The 16666-nt window shown below is 71.2% G+C and carries 13 protein-coding genes; 3 read left to right on the top strand and 10 right to left on the bottom strand.

What is annotated here, in order from left to right; translation table 11 throughout:
• Nucleotides 1-9: 9 nt before the first annotated feature.
• Entirely contained in the window at nucleotides 10-1005 is a 996-nt protein-coding gene (locus ACZ5Y0_RS18425) for an RICIN domain-containing protein (protein ID WP_469129720.1), read from the top strand.
• Between the two features lie 233 nt (nucleotides 1006-1238).
• Here ACZ5Y0_RS18425 and ACZ5Y0_RS18420 read toward each other — a convergent pair whose 3' ends face one another.
• The 3 genes from ACZ5Y0_RS18420 to ACZ5Y0_RS18410 all read right to left on the bottom strand — a co-directional run bounded on the left by ACZ5Y0_RS18420 (nucleotide 1239) and on the right by ACZ5Y0_RS18410 (nucleotide 4700).
• On the bottom strand, nucleotides 1239-1994 hold the full coding sequence (locus ACZ5Y0_RS18420; RefSeq protein WP_469129719.1) for a ZIP family metal transporter: 756 nt from the start codon (nucleotides 1992-1994) through the stop codon (nucleotides 1239-1241).
• 395 nt (nucleotides 1995-2389) lie between these two features.
• Nucleotides 2390-2629, bottom strand: coding sequence for an XRE family transcriptional regulator (locus tag ACZ5Y0_RS18415; RefSeq protein WP_469129718.1), 240 nt, complete (start codon nucleotides 2627-2629; stop codon nucleotides 2390-2392).
• Between the two features lie 178 nt (nucleotides 2630-2807).
• Nucleotides 2808-4700, bottom strand: coding sequence for a CASTOR/POLLUX-related putative ion channel (locus ACZ5Y0_RS18410; RefSeq protein ID WP_469129717.1), 1893 nt, complete (start codon nucleotides 4698-4700; stop codon nucleotides 2808-2810).
• A 634-nt stretch (nucleotides 4701-5334) separates the two neighbouring features.
• On the opposite strand from ACZ5Y0_RS18410, the gene ACZ5Y0_RS18405 reads away from it, so the two are divergent.
• The gene (locus ACZ5Y0_RS18405; RefSeq protein WP_469129716.1) at nucleotides 5335-6804 is read left to right on the top strand and encodes a serine/threonine-protein kinase; all 1470 of its coding nucleotides are present in this window, start codon (nucleotides 5335-5337) and stop codon (nucleotides 6802-6804) included.
• 715 nt (nucleotides 6805-7519) lie between these two features.
• Nucleotides 7520-8050, top strand: coding sequence for a cupin domain-containing protein (locus ACZ5Y0_RS18400; protein ID WP_469129715.1), 531 nt, complete (start codon nucleotides 7520-7522; stop codon nucleotides 8048-8050).
• A 267-nt stretch (nucleotides 8051-8317) separates the two neighbouring features.
• On the opposite strand, the gene ACZ5Y0_RS18395 is transcribed toward ACZ5Y0_RS18400, so the two are convergent.
• The 7 genes from ACZ5Y0_RS18395 to ACZ5Y0_RS18365 form a co-directional block, all read right to left on the bottom strand.
• Nucleotides 8318-9100: a VOC family protein gene (locus tag ACZ5Y0_RS18395; protein ID WP_469129714.1), complete on the bottom strand. Its 783-nt coding sequence runs from the start codon at nucleotides 9098-9100 to the stop codon at nucleotides 8318-8320.
• A gap of 520 nt (nucleotides 9101-9620) precedes the next feature.
• A complete protein-coding gene (locus tag ACZ5Y0_RS18390; RefSeq protein WP_469129713.1) occupies nucleotides 9621-10829 on the bottom strand; it encodes a serine hydrolase domain-containing protein in 1209 nt (402 codons plus the stop codon).
• 710 nt (nucleotides 10830-11539) lie between these two features.
• Nucleotides 11540-12586 carry a YncE family protein gene (locus ACZ5Y0_RS18385; RefSeq protein WP_469129712.1) on the bottom strand — a complete coding sequence of 349 codons (1047 nt, stop codon included), beginning with the start codon at nucleotides 12584-12586 and terminating at the stop codon, nucleotides 11540-11542.
• A gap of 802 nt (nucleotides 12587-13388) precedes the next feature.
• Nucleotides 13389-13529: a hypothetical protein gene (locus ACZ5Y0_RS18380; RefSeq protein ID WP_469129711.1), complete on the bottom strand. Its 141-nt coding sequence runs from the start codon at nucleotides 13527-13529 to the stop codon at nucleotides 13389-13391.
• A gap of 80 nt (nucleotides 13530-13609) precedes the next feature.
• Nucleotides 13610-14404, bottom strand: a complete 795-nt coding sequence (locus ACZ5Y0_RS18375) for a phosphatase PAP2 family protein (protein WP_469129710.1) — start codon at nucleotides 14402-14404, stop codon at nucleotides 13610-13612.
• Nucleotides 14405-14737 carry a hypothetical protein gene (locus tag ACZ5Y0_RS18370; RefSeq protein ID WP_469129709.1) on the bottom strand — a complete coding sequence of 111 codons (333 nt, stop codon included), beginning with the start codon at nucleotides 14735-14737 and terminating at the stop codon, nucleotides 14405-14407.
• The gene (locus ACZ5Y0_RS18365) at nucleotides 14737-16479 is read right to left on the bottom strand and encodes a bifunctional phosphatase PAP2/diacylglycerol kinase family protein (protein WP_469129708.1); all 1743 of its coding nucleotides are present in this window, start codon (nucleotides 16477-16479) and stop codon (nucleotides 14737-14739) included. The genes ACZ5Y0_RS18370 and ACZ5Y0_RS18365 overlap by 1 nt, the downstream gene beginning before the upstream one ends.
• Nucleotides 16480-16666 lie beyond the last annotated feature (187 nt).

Below are 16666 nucleotides of genomic sequence, written 5' to 3'. Positions count from 1 at the left end.
AAGCAATTCATGCACGTTCGCTCAGTGCTCCGGGGCGCGTTGCCCCTGATCGCTCTGGTCGTCGCCTTCCTGTTCCCGACCGCGGCGGGCGCCGCGCCGGCCCTGACCGCGGCGGGCGCTCAGGCCCCGACTGCGGCGGCCGGCGGGACGTCACCGGCCTCCGCTCAGGGAGCCGGTCTGATCGCCCTGAAGCTCGGCGGTCTGGTGGCCGCGGACCTGGAGGAGGACTCCATGACCGGGGACGGCGACGAAGTGCGCGTCCTGGTCAACGGCCACCGGGTGTGGCCGTGGAACGACGGCGCCTTCGACATCTCCCACGCCGGGACCTGCGTCAAGTTCGTCGAAGCCTGGGTAGCCGACACCGGCACGTGCGGGCAGTCGTACGGGGCGAACGGCGGGGGATACGAGCAGTTGTACTTCAAGGTCGGGGAGCCGGTCACCGTCCGGATCGAGGAGGACGACCTGGTCGGAGACGACGACCTCGGCACCGCGACGGTCACTGCCGACGGCACCCGCCAGGTGTTCACCGCCTCCCGCAACGACGGGCAGTGGCCGAACACCGTCGCGTACAGCACCACCGCGGTCCTCGAACCAGTGAGTGGGGTCGGGGTGTGGAACGTCAACAGTGGCAAGTGCCTGGAGATCAGGGAATCCTCCGACCTGAACGGCGCAGTCGCCCAGCAATGGGGCTGCGTCGGCCAGGACGGCGCCCGATGGGTCTTCGAGCGCACCGGCTCCGGCATGCTCATCCGGCGGGAGAGCAACGGAAAGTGCCTGGAGATCGACAATTCCGGGGACGACAACGGAGCCAGGGCCCAGCAGTGGGACTGCAAGGGTCAGGACGGCACGTTCTGGAAGATCGTGTCGGTGAAGCATGACGCGCTGTACATCGTCAACGAGAGCGGGAAGTGCTTGGAGGTTCAGAACTCCTCGAAGGACGACGGCGCCCGAATCCAGCAGTGGGACTGCGTGGGGCAGCCCGGCGCCCTGTGGCAGCGGCTCTGACGGTCAGTTCTGTCCGCTGGATCTCGTGACCCACTGGCCGTCCGGTCGCTGGACGGGGCGTGCGGTGGGGTGAGCTGACGAACGCGTGGGCCGGTGCGGCTGGAGCCGCGCCGGCCCACACCCGTCGGCGGGTCGCCTGTCCCGATCGGGGCGGAAAGGAGCCTCGACAGGTGCCCCTGCACCACCTGCCACCCGCAGCGTCACCGCCGTGTCCCCGTCCTTCTCCTCAGCGGTCAGGCGTGGGAGAGGGCGAAGGAGACGAGGAAGCCGCTGACGGTGATGAGTCCGATGGCCAGGTGGGCGTCGTCGAACGCTTCGGGAATCATCGTGTCGGCGACCATGGCGAGGATCGCCCCGGCCGCCACCGCGGTCACCGCGGCGACCACGGAGGGGGAGAAGGATCCGACCACCGTGTAACCGAGGACGGCCGACACCGTGCTGGCCGCGGCGATCGCCGCCCAGACGCCGAAGACGTATCCCTTGGTGCGGCCGGCCTTCTTCATCCCCGCCGAACTGGACAGCCCCTCGGGAACGTTGCTGATGAACACCGCGGCCACCGTCACCAGACTGACCGCGCCGCCGTGGAGCAGGCTGACGCCGATGACCGCGGACTCCGGTACCCCGTCGAGCAGGGCACCGAGTGCGAGGGCCGTTCCGGACCCGCCCTGCTCGGCCTCCGAGGGCTGCGCCTGCCCGTGTCCGGAGCGCTTGCGGTGGCGGGCACCCCGGCGGGCCAGCCACACGTTGCCCCCGGTGTAGGCCAGGGCGCCGATGAGGGCGCCGATGGCGGCGGGGACAAGTCCCGCTTCTTCGTACGCCTCCCCGACCAGTTCGAAGGAGACCGCGGAGATCAGCACCCCGGCCCCGAAGGCCATCACGGTCGCGATCGCTTTCTGCGGTACCCGTAGCCCGTACCCCACCGCGGCACCGACCAGCAGCGCCGAGCCCGCCACCAACCCCCACAGTCCAGCTTCCACCACTTCAACCATGCCGACCCGTCTACCCGCTCCGGATCTGGATCAACGGGCCGGCGTGGCCGGGTGGACAGGAGCGAGCGAAGCGGCCGCTCCGGAGGGGGACTCGAGGCGGGGAGCAGGCACGCGGGGAGGGCGACGCCCGGACGCGCGCGTGAGCACGTCGGTCTTGTGCGCGAAGCTCGGGACGGACTCCTCGCCGAGTGGCGGACGAGCCCCCAGATGATGGCGTGCACCCGGATGACGAGGATGCGCGGGCTTCGGGCGGGGCGCGGTGTCAGGTACGTGCGGGCAGGCACGCTGGACGGGAGTTCGGGCACGGCTGAACGGACATCGGGGTCGGGGCACCACTACGCCCACGACGGGACCCGCGCCCGCCTGAAGCACTCCAAGCGCCGGGCCGGGCGACGTCAGGCCGACGCCGCCGCCTGAGAAGCACCGGCGGCATCGAGGACCTCGGGGAGGGGCAGGGCCAGAGCGGCGGCGAGTTCGGCCAGCTCCGCCGGTGTGGGATGCACGGGACCACTCGCGCCGTCCTGAGCGAAGACCCGGATGCGGGGGGTCCGGATACCGGTCCGCTCGGCCAGTGCCTGCGCGTTCAGGTGGCGACGGCGCATGCCCTGCTGTAGCAACTGCGAAAGATCAGCCATCTGCTTCTTGTGCCCGGTCCTGACCCTTTCATTCGACTCGGGCCGCGACGGCGCACCGTCGGGCCGCTCCCCGCCCCGGGCGCCGACACGAGACGCATGTCACGCGATGCCCGTCGAGCGGACGCCGGCAGCCGCTCAGGTGGTCGGTATCCCCCGCGCTCACGCGGTGGCGGCGGCGTCAGTCATGCGCGATCACGATCACCTCGTCGCGATCGGTCCAGCGCCGCCGCTCGCTCTTGTCCGGGTTGATCCGCACGCCGTGGTCGGGAACGGCCGTGGCCCGGTCGTGGCGGCGGTAGCCGATGGCGCATTCGCCCCGCCGCCGCGCCGCCGCGACGATCGTCGCGAAGGACGCCTCGCAACCGGGCAGGAGGTACGAGGCCACCGGTCGCAGGTGGACCTGACTGCCGGTGGGGGAGAACAGTTCCTCGAACACGGCGGCCAGGTGCCTGTTCTGGGAGATCTGGGCCATGAGCAAGCCGATGAGTTTTCCGCTGATGATCACATCGGATCCGGGGCTCACGGGCGCGAGCGTCCGGTTGCGGTCGTCGGTCATCTCGGTGACCACCGGCAGCTCCCGGCCGGTCTCCTGTTCCAGCAGGTGCAGAACGAGAAGCGTGACGAGGGTCCGGTTGTCCGCCTCGTGGGGATGCTGCCCCGCAACGGGGTCCGGGCCGAGAACGACGACGCTGTCGTACGAGTCGATCTCCAGGCACCGGAGTGTCTCGGGCCGGGTGACGTCTCCCGGCCGGAACGTGACGGTCAGCCGGGGCGCATGCTCTTCACCTGCCTCCCGTACCTGCTCGGCCGTCACCTCCTGCCCGTCCGCCACCACGCCGATGACCGAGCCGTGCACGGCGTACCGGCCCAGCTGGTCGACGATGAGCGAGGCCCGGCGGTTCCAACCGAGGACCAGAACCCGTTGCGGCCGGGCGCCCGCCGGATGCCAGGGAGCCATCGCCGGCTCGTCTACCAGCCCGGAGCAGTCGCCGAGCCGCGCGGTGTCGTCGTCCCGTGTGATGACGATCAACCGGTCGCCCGGGCCGATCAAGGTCTGCGGCGGCGGGTTCAGCAAGGGCCTGCCGTCACGCAGCAGGCCGACCACGCTGGCGGTGGCGTAGGCCAGCAGCGTGTCGCCGAAGGAGCGGCCGGTCAGAGCCGGGTCGAAGGTGAGGTAGAACTCGTCCCCGGCGAAGTCCAGGAGGTCGCGATACACCAGGGAGAGTCCGGGACGGCGGGCGGACTGGACGATCAACCGGGCGGTGATCGCGTCGCTCTCGAGGACGATGCCACGCCTTCCCGCGGCGAGGGAGGCCGCCAGCCGATACCGCTCGTCTCTGACCGCGGCGACGACGGGGGGACCTTCCTCCCCGCCGAGCGTGGATCGCAGCGCGAGCAGGGTCTTGACCACTTCCGGGTCCGCCGCCGGATCGTCGTGGGGCAACACCAGCACAGCGCTGGCCGCGCCGGGGTGGGTCAGTGCGAGCAGTGTGGGATCGGTGGGGGGACCACTGCGGCAGATCAGCCGGGTACGGCCGGTGGTCCCCACCTTGCTGCCGAGAGCCTCCTCCATGGAGGTCTTGTTCCGGTCCGCCAGTACGGCCACCGCGCCGTACCGCTGGTTGGCGTTGGCGGCCACGAGTTCGCTCACGACCGTGAACACCTGCTCGGACCAGCCCAGCACCACCGAGTGCCCCTGCTCGATCACGGTGGAGCGGCCTCGCCGCAGCGCGGTGAGCCGCTCGGTGAGGCCGGTGGTGATCAGACCGACGAGGGTGGACACGTACACCAGGGCGACCAGGGCGAGCAGTACCGACAACAGCACGCGCAGAAGCGGACCTGTGGCCCCGCCGAGCCGTAGCGTCTCACCGGTGAGACGCCAGACCGCCGCCAGCCTGCCTGAGCGGGACGTGGGCGCGTGCGGGTCCGTCCACACCAGCAGGGCGCTCGCCGGGAGGACGACGACGAGACAGCCCAGGGCCAGCCAGCCCACGAGCGCGGAGGTGCCCCGAGCCAGGGTGGTGTCGAACCAGTAACGTGCCCTGCCCTTGAGAGAAGCCCTTTGTCCCACGCCTGCCCCCTGTTCCGTCGGCGTTCCGGCGGCGGCCACGCCGCTCCGGTTCGCCCCGCCCGCGCCACCGGTCGCGCACGGCGATGGCCACCCCGACCGACCGCGCACGGCCAGATGGCCATGTGGCAGTGTGCCGACGAGACGCCCGTGACACGCGGATCACCGTGTGTCTTTCATCCCTTCGGGGACGCCGTCGCGGCCGCTGGGACACCGCATCGTCTGCGCCGCTCCCGGGGCTTCGTCCCCGCCCCCGCTCTCACCCGTGTCAAGGGCCCGCCGGCGGCCGCCGGTTCGCCCTCACGGCAGGCGTCGGACACACCGTGCACGCCGCGGCTCGCCCCGGCCGTCAAGACCGACGCGAGCCCGGTGACGGGGTCCGGGGCCGCTGAGCCGGCCGGGGCGCGCGACTAGGGTGAACGGCTCGGACCGGCCGGCAAGCGGCCTGACGCGGCGCAGTGGCAGGGGGCAGCGAACTTTGCGGTTACGGTCGTGGCCGGTGACTGCGACGCAGCCGCCCGAGTCGCGCTGCCGCTCAGGTGGTGGGGGTAGCCCGGTGCCTTGCGGGTACCCGCGTTCGGGAGCCGGCCATCAGAGGACGTGAGCCGGAAGCGTCCTACGAGCAGGGGAGAGAGCGTTGGGGTTCCGCGAGTCGGGTCTCACACTGGCGTCCCGGTACTCCGCCCGGATACTGGCCGGCCGATACCGCCTGGACGCGCTCATCGGTTCGGGCGGTGCCGCGGACGTCCATCGAGGATTCGATCTGCGGCTGCGTCGGCCGGTGGCCCTCAAACTGTTCCGGCCGGGCACCGGTTTCGACACGGAGGACGCCTTTCTGAGCGAGGCGACGATCCTGGCCCGTCTCCAGCATCCCGGCCTGGTGACCGCCTACGACGCCGGACGGCACGACGGCGACGCCTTTCTGGTCATGCAACTGGTCGAGGGCCACACCCTCAAGACGCGCATCGCCGAGGGTCCGCTGCCGCCCGGAACCACGGCCGTGATCGGTGCCGCCCTCGCCGAGGCCCTGGCACACGCGCACGAGGCGGGAATCGTCCACCGTGACGTCAAGCCGTCCAATGTCGTCCTGGACGCATCCGGCCGTCCCCACCTCACCGACTTCGGTATATCCCGGTTGCTGGACGCCACCACGTGCACCGCCACCGGCACCCTCATCGGCACGGCGGCCTACCTGTCGCCCGAGCAGGTGCTGGGCCGGCCCGTCGGGCGGCCCGCCGACGTCTACGCACTGGGTCTGGTGCTCCTCGAATGCCTCACCGGCAGGCTCGAATACGAGGGCGGCCCGCTGGAGGCCGCGATAGCGCGCCTTCACCGCCAGCCCGACCTCCCGGACTTCCTCCCCAACGAACTCGCCGCCCTTCTGCGGGACATGACCGCACTGGACGAGCAGGCACGTCCCACGGCACGCGACTGCGCCCGGGCACTGGCCGAGCTGTCCGCCGACACCACCGACCTGACGTCGGACCGGCCCGCGACCCTCGCCACGAGCATCGGTGCAAGCCCGCGGCCTACAGGTGGCAGCACCCGCACGCACAGGAACCCGCTGCCAGGCGGGGAGTGGCCCGTCGCGGAAGCGGCTCCCCGAGCCGCTTCCGCACTCACTCGTCCCCGGAGCCGCGCCCTGCTTGCCGGGGCAACCGCCGCGGTCGCGGCCGCCATGGCCGCCACCCTCGCCCTCACCGACGGCTCCTCGCATCAGGGGGGCGACAGCGAGGCGGCCCGTCCCGCCAGCAGTCCGGCCGCGACGTCTCCTTCCCCCAGCACCTCGCAGGACGGCAGTGACACCCCCGCCACACCGGTGCCCCAGCCCTCCGCCGACCACATCACCTCCTCCCGGCCGCCCCGCGATCCCGCCCCCGCACAGAACGTCAGCCGGACGACCGGAGAACTGAGTCGGCAACCGGTCACCGACGCGGCCCCGACACCGCGCACCGCCGCACCTCGGCAGAACACGACCGATGCCTCAGGGCACGGCCAGAAGAAGAAGACCGCTAGCGAATTGCCCGGCCAAGCACAGCAGAAGGCCTCCCAAGGTCAGGGCAAGGCACAGAGCGGCGGAACAGCGAAGGCGAACAAGAAGAAGTAGCCGCACCGACGTCCAGCAGGGCCGAGCCGGCTGTGTTCGGGGCGAACGGGGCCGGCGGGGCGGCCGGGGTGGACCGGCAGCGGAAGCCGGCCGCGATCATCGCTCCCGGCACGCCGGAGACATGTCGCCCCGGATGCCGCCTGGAGCGAACCGGCCCGCCCGGAGCGCGTGGATCGCCGCTCGGCGAGGGCAGCGGAGGCCTGTCGGCCCGCGGAAGGCGAGACCCGCCGGCTCGGGAGTGCTGGTGAGGCCGCCGTGCGCCGTCGACCTCTCTCACCGGGACCGGTGATCCGCTCAGGCCCGCCGCGTGCTGCGCTTCGGCAGGCTGTCCGCGCTAGGACCGCTCCGCCCGGCCGTGCTCGCCACCCCCGACGCGTTCGCGGGCCTGCTCGGCGCAGCCGAGGTGGTCCTCGGCCGGCCACGGGTGCCTCCCTCGGCCGCCCTCCTCGTCCGAACCCGACCAATCGACCACGCGCCCAGCCCCGGACGACTACCGACGAGATGGCCCGGTACACGCGGTGAGAAGCTTCCGGGGCCGGGGGCGCCCTGCAACCGTGTCCGGGCAAGGCGCCCCACCTTGCCGTCGCACCACGCAGCTGGTGAGCGCTGGTGTCCGCTCGGTTGTTGCGTCCCCCCGCTCGGCGTTGGACACTTATCCGAAAGACAGTGGTGTGACCCTAAATGCGCAGAAGATTCGCGCCGAGGAGTGATCGCCATGGCCGAGCCGCAAGCTCCTCCGCTCACCGTCGTACGACCGGGGGAGGGGACCGAGGCCGACCTCGGAAGCATCGGGGTGGTCTTCAAACTCTGGGGCGCCGACACCGACGGTGCGCTCTCGGTCGTGGAACACCCGTTTCCGGTCGGCGCGCTCGTACCGCCGCATCTGCACACGCGGGAGGACGAGTACTCGATCGTCACGGAGGGCGAGATCGGCTTCCGTTCCGGCGACCGTGAGACCGTCCTCGGCCCCGGCGGGTACATCACGAAGCCGCGCGGTGAGTTGCACACCATGTGGAACGCCGGACCGGTCCCGGCCCGCATGATCGAGGTCATCACTCCCGCCGGTTTCGAGCACTTCTTCCGTGAACTGGCCGAACTGGTGTCCGCAGGTCCGCCCGAGCCCGACGCGATCGCCGGGCTCGCCAAGAACTACGGCTTGGAGTTCGGCCGGCCGGCATGGCTGCCGGGCATTGTCGAGCGCTTCGGGCTCAATCCGCCGCCGGGAATGGGGCCAGGGCAAGGCTGAGCCGCACCGGGGTCTTCCGGCAGACGGGGCTTCCGGTCCGGCTTCCGCCGCGACGCATGGGTCGACCAGGCATCACAGGGCGGCAGCAAGAACGGATCAGCTGTCCGTCCCGACGGGTGCCGCGGGTGCGGGCCCTGAGCCGGTGCCGATCGGGCTCGCGCGCCGATGGTGGAGACGGGCGACGCGACATCCGGGAGTCGGCGCCCGAAGGCCTCGACGCGGCCGGCCGCAAGGGCAGGCATACGCGGCCGGCCGGCCGGCCCTCCGTCACGACGAGGCGAGGACGCAGAACTCGTGGCCCTCCGGGTCGGCCAGGCACGTCCACGGAACATCGCCCTGGCCCAGGTCGAGGTCGGTGGCGCCGAGGGCCCGCAGGCGGGCCACCTCCGCCGCCTTGTCGTCACCGGCATACGGCAGCAGGTCGAGATGGACGCGGTCCGGCACCGTCTTCACACCGGGTGTGCGGAGGAACTCGAGATAGGGGCCGACACCCTTGGCCGAGCGCAGCACCGCATGACCGTCGGTCACCTCGTGCAGGGTCCAGTCCGTCGCCTCACCCCAGAACCGGGCCATGGCCCGCGGATCCGCGCAGTCGACCACCACCGCGGCGATCGGCCCGGTGTCCCGGTAGTTCTCCCGGGGCTCCAGCACGCAGAACTCGTTGCCCTCCGGATCGGCGAGAACCGTCCACGGCACATCGCCCTGGCCCACGTGCGCGGGCGTCGCACCGTGAGCCTGGAGGCGCGCCACCAACTCGGCCTGATGGGCCGCGGAGGTGGTGGCGAGATCGAGGTGCACGCGGTTCTTTGTCGCTGTCTTGGGTTCCGGGACGGGAACGACGTCGACGCAGACGGCGACCGGGTCCGGCCAGACGAAGCCGCCGACGGGTCCCACCTCGTTCACGACGGGGCCAACCTTCGTCACGCCGGGGCCGACGTAGGTCGTCACCGCCCCCTGGTACACACCCCAACCGAGGGCCTCCGCCCAGAACCGGCCGACCGCCGGGCCATCAAGAGCCTTCATGTTCACCTGAACAGGTCGCAGTGGCATGCCGACGACCCTATGCGCTCCGTATCGACAACCACAGGTACCGTCGCGTGCGGAGATCGACTCGTTCACCGGCCGCAAGGTTCAGCTCGCCAACCGGTGCTTGGACCACCTGGGTTCGCCGGGTCGGCGGTCGTGAATGTCGTATGTGTGGTGGCGTCCGTTCCGATCGACGGGGCGCGGTGGCCCTGCCTCTCAGCGTGCGCGGACCGACTGATCAGGAAGGCCAACGGGTGCAGCAGATCGTGCGCCGAGGCGGCACCCACCCGTGGGCCATGGGACGCGCGGTGAGCTGTCGACGCCGGCCGGCGGGCACCGACCGGCATCCGGGCCGCGCCGAGGCGGCATCCCCCACCCCAGAGGTTCGCGTCGTTCCCCCTTCGGGCGAGAACGGTCTGAGGACGGAGCCCGGCGCGTCGACCGGCTCGACGGGCGTGCGGCAGGCACGATCGCCGTCCGCCGAGCCGGGTCGCCGCTTCCGGGGTGGTACGTCGTCAGTCGTGTCCCGGTGCCTTGGCCGTGGTCACCGGCGGCCGCGAACGACGTCCGGGGCGATCTCCTCGCGGAACTCGCCGTCCGCGGCCGCCGCGGACCTGAGGGAGGCCGCCGTCGGGGCGGTGCCGCAGAACGCCGCCTCCAGCGTCCCTCCCAACGTGGTGTTCACGGTCCCGTTGTTGGAGGTGTTGGCCATGGAGGTCATGGTGCGGCTGCCGTCAGGGGTACCGAACGCCCAGGTGTAGTAACCCTGCACGGTGCCGGTGTGCCCGTAGACCGTCACACCGCAGGACAACTTCCTGGCGCGCAGACCCAGGCCGTAGGACTGACTGCCGTCCGCGTTGACGGGGACCATGGTCATCATCTGCCGCAGGGCGCTCTGCGGGAGCAGCCCGCCGGAGAGCAGGGCGCTGAAGAACGTGTTGAGATCCTCCGCATTGGAGATGATCGCGCCGGCGGACTGCGCCCAGGAGACCGTCTGTTCCGTGGAATCCACCAGGGGAAGCGTGGTGTCGTCCGGTCGCAGATAGCCGCGCGAGGAGGACCCGGCGATGCTGACGACGGGGTGCACGTACGAGGTGTTGCCGAGCTTGAGCGGTTCGAAGATGCGCTGCTGGTACTGCTCGGCGATCGGCTTCCCCGTCAGGTGTTCGATGATCTGGCCGATCACCACGAAATTGGTGTTCGAGTAGCTGTAACCGGATCCGGGCGTGATGGTCAGCGGGCGCGCCGTGGACTTGTTGATCAGTTCCTGGAAGCTGAATGTCTTGTTCCGCACCGCCTCGAAGCCAGGGACGGTGGAGTAGAACATGTCGTTGGTGTAGTCGTAGAGCCCGCTGCGGTGGCTGAGCAGGTGCCGCACGGTGATGGCGCTGCTCGGCAAGGGAGTGGGCAGGTACGTGTTGGCGGGCGCGTCCAGGTTGACGAGCCCCTCGGAGACCAGCTGCATCAAGACGACTGTGCTGAAGGTCTTGGTGACGCTTCCGATCCGGAACCGTCGGCTGGTGTCCATCCTGGCTCCGGTGGCCGTGTTCGCCTTGCCGCTCGCGACGCCGTAGTAGGTGGCCTGGTCGTCGATGAGGGTCAGCGCCCCCGGTGCGCCCTGCGCCATGGCCTGCCGCTGTACGGCGCGGACGGCCTCGATGTTCGGGGCCGGTAAAGCAGCGGCGTGTGAGGGTGTCGCGAGGGTGGCGAGCGTGAGACCCGCGAGGACGACGCCGATTGATCTGATCCGCATGCGAAACCTTCTCTGGGATGGGTCGGCGGGTGCCGAGCCGACGCTGGAGGGGTTTTCGGTGCTGCTCGTCGTTCTTGTCACAGTGGCGTTAGCGGTGCGGTGGTACGGCTGAGCCGGCGATCCATGTGCGACACGTCGGACCTTGATCGGCGTGATGGATCATTGACACCTTAACGGCCGTGCATGCCTGGGGAGTTGATCCTTGGGATTTTCTGTAGGTGGTGTCGACCGGCCGGACACGACAGCGCCCTGTGCCGTTGATCAAGTCTGAGCCGGCCGCTCGACGCCTCGTCAGGGAGGTCGATGTCCCTGGGAGGCGCCGTCGCCGTGCATCGCGGACCATCACGCTGACGCGCCGACGGGCGAGCGGAGGAGGGTCGCCGGAGTCGGGTGCCCGGCAGCTCGGTGCACGCCGGATCAGCCCCGTGCTGTGCCGGTCGGCGCGAAAGCAGTCGCCCCGTACCCGCTCGGCCTCGGCGTACGGGCCGGTCAAACGCAGCCGCCGTCCGCCGGGCAGCGGATGCCGGTGCGGAAGGCGAAGGCACGCGGCGAGCACCAGGAAACGAGCCGCAGACGTGCCCCGCAGCCACCTTCGGGTGAGGCGCGGGGGCATCGGCCTGGTCATGGCGCACTGCGGCGGAAGGGCCGGCCGCCCGACGGCACGTCCCAGGGCAGGTGGCCCGGTCTGCTCCGACGGGCCCGGCCCCTGGTCAATCCGGGATCACGTGCAGCGTCAAGGTGGAACCGTACTCACCGGTGAGGGCGAACAGTCGGGTGCCGTCCGGAGCCCAGACCAGGCCGTGCTGCCGCAGAGCCTGTCCGGTGTCCGGTTCCAGATCGATGACCCCCGATGGTGCGTCGGCGCCCGGCCGGAAGAGGTAGACGTCCTCACCGTAGGAGTTGTCGACGCCCGCGGCGATCTCACCGGTGACGGACACCGCGGCCGCGTTGGGGTAGTTGCGCGTGGGATACGTGTGCTCGACGGAGAGATCGCTCAGCCGGAACGCCAGGTGGTGGTACGGATAGCCCCCGACGATGAAGAGGGTGGTGGCGTCGGGCGACAGGGACAGGTCGGCGACGCTGCCCACGCCGCCAGGATTGTCCTGCGTCGTCCGTACGACGGGCACGCCCGAGGTGACGTCGTACACGGTCACCGTGGCCGAGGTGATGTAGGGGTCGCCGGCGATGACCAGGCCAGGGGCCGACGGCGAAGACAGCAACAGCGGCGGACCGGCCCAGGTCCCCCGGGGCACCAGTGCGAGCCGCACCGTCGGCCTGGAGCCGGTCAGGCTGAGGGAGCCGATGCTGCTGTCCCAGTCGGATCCGTAGCTGAACCACAGGGTGCTGCCCACCAGGGCCAGGCGCAGGGGTGCCGTCCCGGCGCCGGTGGCGTAACGGGCCTTCTCCCGGTAGGTGGTGGTGTCGACGGCTGCTATCGCGTCGCCGCCGCTCAGTGCGACGTAGAGGGTCCGCGAGTCGGGGGACAGGACGAGGTCGCCCGCGCCGGGCTTGTTCTTCAGGGTTTTGAGGAGCGTGCCGTCGAAGTCCGTCACCAGCACGGAACTTGTGACCACATCGGCGATGTACAGCCTGCGGTGTACGGCATCCACGGCCATGTCCGCGTGGTAGGAGATCGGCAGTGGGGTGGAGGACGTGCCGGCCAGGGGGCTGGCCGAAGCGGTGGAGGCCGCACCGAACAAGGGGAACAGGAGCATGATCAGCACGCCGAGCGCGGCTCTGAGGCGGGGTGTCGTCATGGGGGCGTGGTCCTCACGGTGGGCGCCTCTCATCGGGGCGCGTGTGCATGGTCGGGACACGTGCGACCGCTGCCCCGGACCGCCGAGCCCATGCGAGCCTGGGCAGCTTCGGCCGAATCCGACGGTTGTCCGGTCCGGAAGGTCCGGAAAGCGACGTGGCGAGGGGTCAGGGCACTGCCGGTATGCCCTTCCAGGCCTCGACTGACGTACTTCGCGACATGCTGTCCGCGGCCGCGCTTCTGCCCTCCGGCGGAGGGCCGGGTCGACCACGTCGAAGTCGCTTCGCGGCACGGCTGCTTCTGGCCGTCGAGGAGTCGACCAGCTGCTCGGCCGGGGCGAACTCCCCCTTGGGGAGGGCTCTTCGAGCCAGTCCGCCGCCGCGCGGATCCGGCTGCTCCGGAGCGGCGCTCCCGCGCGCCTCCTCGGTCATCTTCGGACCACGCGGCCATGGCGTCGAGGGGCGCCGAGCGGCCACGGACCGTGGCAGGAGGCCGGCCACCAGGTCGAGGTACTCGATGGTGTGGTCGATCACGCGGACAGCCGAGGCCGATACCGCAGGGGTACGGGGTGGACGGCGGTCGCGAGCAGTGGATCCCCAGGACAATTCCTCGCGGCGGTTCAGCGAAGCAGTGCCGGACGCGCGGGGTGACGCCCCTGCCGCGTTCGCAGCCCCCGCGGTTCTCCCATCGCCACGACCGCGACAGACCGCGGGGGTCCCGGGGTGAGGGCCAGCGCGTTCCGACGACACAATGCCGCCGGTGCCACGGAACACGTCGAGCAGGGTGATCCCTTGCGCGAGAGGTCAGCGTAGGGCGAGTTCCTGCTGCCACACGGGGCTCTCGAAGTAGTCATCGACCGGGGGACCGTTGTGTGCGCGGCCCGGGCCGATGTCCTGGAAGCGGTACCGGTGGCCCGCCGCCCTCGACTCGGTCTCCGCAGCCACGCGGGCTCCGGCAGGCAGCGCTGTCTGCCGGTGATCGGCCGACGAGGGACCGGACCCGCGGAGCTTGCTCGGTCGTGACTTCAGCGCTTCGAGCGCAGGACGGGGTCGGGTTCGGGGTGCGCGCCGGTCAGTTCGGGTTCCAGGCCGTCGGCCAGTTCGGTGGTGCGCCGGCCGATGTCGGCGCGCCACGCCTCGAAAGCCCAGGCGGTGAGGGCGACGACGGCGAGTCCGAGGAGCCAGCCGCCCACCACGTCGCTGAACCAGTGCACGCCCAGCGCGACGCGGGTGAAGCCGACGCCGAGCACCGAGATGACGGCCGAGCACCAGCACGCCACCCGCCAGGCGCGCGGCACCATGGGCAGCAGGACGAGCAGCAGGATCGCGAACGACGTGGTGGCGGCCATGGCGTGCCCCGAGGGGAACGAGAAGCCCGGGGCGTGCGCTACCGGCTCCTCCAGACTGGGCCTGGCCCGCTCGACGACCACCTTGACGAGCAGCCCGATCAGTCCGCCGGCCACCGCCGTCACGGCGGACCAGGCGGCGAGCCGCCACGCCCTGCGATGGAGCAGCCAGAGGGTGAGGAGCGCGACCACGACGCGCAGGGTCACCGGATCCCAGACCCAGTTCGACAGGACACGCAGCGTGTCCGTCCAGGCCGGATGGTCCAGTGCGGTCTCGTTCAGTCGCCGCGTCGCGCCCGTGTCCAGTCGGCGCAGCGGCTGCCACCGCCCTTTGACGAGGACCAGCAGCAGGCCGAACGGCACCGCCGCGATCGCGGCCACGACAGCCGCGCCGAGCAGGCGGACGCCGAACCTGCGGTCGGCCTCCCGGCGGCGACGCTCACGGAGACGGCGCGTGGTGAACCGTACGGGCATTCAGACTCCCGGGTCGGTGTGGAGCGGACCGGGACGGATGGCCCGCACGGCTTCCAGCTGTGCGGCGACCGACGGTCCGAGAAGCAGGGCGATGGAGGTCAGGTAGGGCAACGGCGACAGCGACAGGAAGGCACTGAGAGGACCGCCGTGGAAGGTGTCGCAGGAGCCGCTGACCCCTGGGTGGAGATTCGGCAACCAGGTGAGGGTCGTCCACAGCAGCAGGTACGCCGCGGCGCCGAAGGCCGGCCAGGTGCGGCCGGGTGCCTCGCGGCGGGGCGGGCGGCGGAAGAGCCCCATGGCCCGCGCCTCGGGGGACTTGGTCGCCGTACCCATCACTTCTCCGCGGACGGCAGCAACATCGTCAGCGCTGCCGGACGGACCTCGGCGGTGAGGCGCCGGCCCGGAGCGACCGGATCCCCGTCGAGTTCGCGAGACTGCTCGGACTCGAAGGTGAGCTCGGCGTGCCGGAAGCTGAAGAACTGCACCGGTACGCCGGTGACGGTGTCGTGGGCGGCGGGCGTGTGCACGGAAGGGGGCCGCGGTGTCCTCGTGCCGCCACGCAGCAGCACTCCGAGGGCACGGATCCAGCCGCCGGGTCCACGCGGGTCGAGGACCAGCAGATCGAGCCGTCCGTCGTCGGGCCGGGCGGCGGGCACGAGCGTGAGGCCACCCTGGACGGTGCCGACGTTGGCGAGGAGGACCATGCGGGCGGTACGGCGCAGGGCCGGGGCACCGTCCAGCCGGATCGTCACGCGCATCGGGGGTAAGCGAAGCGTGGTGATGCCGGCCAGTACGTAGGCGGGCCAGCCCAGGAAGGACTTGGCCCGGTCGCCGGTGTTCTCCATGATCGCGGCGTCGAGTCCGGCCCCGGACATGGCGGCGAAGTGCGTGGCCTCAAGGCCGTCGCCCTCGACGCGGCCGAGGTCGATGGTTCGCACGGCGCCGCGCAGGGCGGCGTCCAGCGCGGCGACGGGTGACAGCGGAAGACGGAGGTTGCGGGCGAGCAGGTTGCCGGTGCCGCTGGGCACCAGAGCGAGGGGGACACCGCTGCCGGCCATGCCGTCGGCCGCCGCTCGCAGGGTGCCGTCGCCACCGCACACCACCACCAGGGTCGCGCCGTCACGGACCGCGCGGGCGGCCTGACCGCCCCCGGGGTCCTCGACCGTGGTCTCGATGAACTCCGGTGCGCTGTGCCCGTGTTGTCGCAGCATGTCGCGCAGCGCGGCGCAGACGTTCTCGTCGGTCACGGTCGGGTTGAAGACCACGACGGTGCGGCCGGCCGCCCGTTCACCACGGACCGTGTCGGCGGCCGGGGCGGGGCGCGCCGAGGGTACGGCGGTTGTCGTGCCCTCGGTGAACAGGGCGCGACCGACGATCAGTAGCGACAGGCTTCCGTTGACGAGGCCGCCCACGAGGTCGGTGGGGTGATGCATGCCCCGGTAGAGACGGGCGAGGGCCACCATCAACGGCACGAGCAGCAGCAGCCCGCAGACGACCTTGCGCCAGGGGCCACGGATGCGGGACAGCGCGAGCACGGCCAGTCCGGCGTACAGCGCGGTGGCCGCTCCGGTGTGCCCCGAGGTGTAGCTGGAGGTGGGCGGGGACGCGTCGAGACGGTCCACCTCCGGCCGGTGACGGTCCACCGACTCGGTGACGATGAGGAAGACCAGCGACTGGAGCGAGACGGCGACGGCGAGGAATACGGCCTGGCGCCACATCGGCAGACGGGGTACCAGGATCAGCCCCAGGCACGCCGCCAGCGTGATGGCGATCACCGTGAGCGTGTTGCCGGCCTCCGACGCGAACCACGAGAGGGTGGTGAGGGCGCCGGTGCGGCTCCCCTCCAGGGCCTCGCTCAGGTCGTCCTCGGCGGTCATCGGCCACACGTCGCGCGCGGGGCCGGTGATCAGCAGCCCGACACCGACCATCGACACGGCCTGGCAGAGCGTCAGAGCACCGATGCGCGCGGCGGTCCGGCCGGTGCCGCGAGGCAGGCGACGGATGTGGGCAGGCCTGACGGCCCCGGGTGATTCACCGGACAGGACGGCGCGTCTCTCCGGCACGGCGGTCGGCATCAGGACTCCCACAGGTCGGCGCCACGCGGCGCTCTTCATCGGCCGGGGGAGGAGGCACCCTCCCGATCCACGGCCGTATGCCCGCGAAATCGCCGCGCAGACGTGCGGATCGATCGCAGGCTCTCCACACCTCGACGCCAACCTGTCGAACAGCCACACGTCCTTCACGCCGCGCGAGACCCGTCCG

The organism is Streptomyces sp. NPDC033216 (assembly GCF_055577115.1).
Note: the sequence above shows the minus strand (reverse complement) of the source record. Positions and strands in the feature narration are given on the sequence as shown.

What these genes read in the sequence shown, in the direction of transcription:
- ACZ5Y0_RS18390 (WP_469129713.1), bottom strand. Translation starts at nt 10,829, where the DNA reads ATGCGGATCAGATCAATCGGCGTCGTCCTCGCGGGTCTCACGCTCGCC.
- ACZ5Y0_RS18365 (WP_469129708.1), bottom strand. Translation starts at nt 16,479, where the DNA reads ATGCCGACCGCCGTGCCGGAGAGACGCGCCGTCCTGTCCGGTGAATCA.
- ACZ5Y0_RS18375 (WP_469129710.1), bottom strand. Translation starts at nt 14,404, where the DNA reads ATGCCCGTACGGTTCACCACGCGCCGTCTCCGTGAGCGTCGCCGCCGG.
- ACZ5Y0_RS18425 (WP_469129720.1), top strand. Translation starts at nt 10, where the DNA reads ATGCACGTTCGCTCAGTGCTCCGGGGCGCGTTGCCCCTGATCGCTCTG.
- ACZ5Y0_RS18400 (WP_469129715.1), top strand. Translation starts at nt 7,520, where the DNA reads ATGGCCGAGCCGCAAGCTCCTCCGCTCACCGTCGTACGACCGGGGGAG.
- ACZ5Y0_RS18370 (WP_469129709.1), bottom strand. Translation starts at nt 14,737, where the DNA reads ATGGGTACGGCGACCAAGTCCCCCGAGGCGCGGGCCATGGGGCTCTTC.
- ACZ5Y0_RS18395 (WP_469129714.1), bottom strand. Translation starts at nt 9,100, where the DNA reads ATGCCACTGCGACCTGTTCAGGTGAACATGAAGGCTCTTGATGGCCCG.
- ACZ5Y0_RS18415 (WP_469129718.1), bottom strand. Translation starts at nt 2,629, where the DNA reads ATGGCTGATCTTTCGCAGTTGCTACAGCAGGGCATGCGCCGTCGCCAC.
- ACZ5Y0_RS18385 (WP_469129712.1), bottom strand. Translation starts at nt 12,586, where the DNA reads ATGACGACACCCCGCCTCAGAGCCGCGCTCGGCGTGCTGATCATGCTC.
- ACZ5Y0_RS18420 (WP_469129719.1), bottom strand. Translation starts at nt 1,994, where the DNA reads ATGGTTGAAGTGGTGGAAGCTGGACTGTGGGGGTTGGTGGCGGGCTCG.